Source organism: Citrobacter sp. TBCS-14 (assembly GCF_005280805.1).
Classification (GTDB): domain Bacteria; phylum Pseudomonadota; class Gammaproteobacteria; order Enterobacterales; family Enterobacteriaceae; genus Citrobacter; species Citrobacter gillenii.
Window position 1 is genome coordinate 1 of record NZ_SZWM01001278.1, and the last position, 226, is coordinate 226.

Sequence of the window (226 nt, forward strand, 5' to 3'; positions counted from 1 at the left end):
TGTTATCGGCGGCATTGGTAGCACGCGGGCTCATACAGCTCTGGTGCTGGGTAAAAACGTTATTTCCTGCGATACCGAGAAAAGCATTCGTGAACGTTTTTCAACCTACCAGGTATCGGGGCAGCGTGCCGGAAACGATGATGATTTTGGGGCTGCGACAACAACGGCGCTTCGCGCAAAAACAACAGACGCATCAATTGGCCGCTATCGTCCCATGGCAGTACAG

At 52.7% G+C, this 226-nt stretch carries 1 pseudogene; it reads left to right on the forward strand.

The window, feature by feature from the left end:
• Positions 1 to 226 (forward strand): annotated as a pseudogene (locus tag FDX22_RS27360) (phage tail protein); the annotation flags it as partial.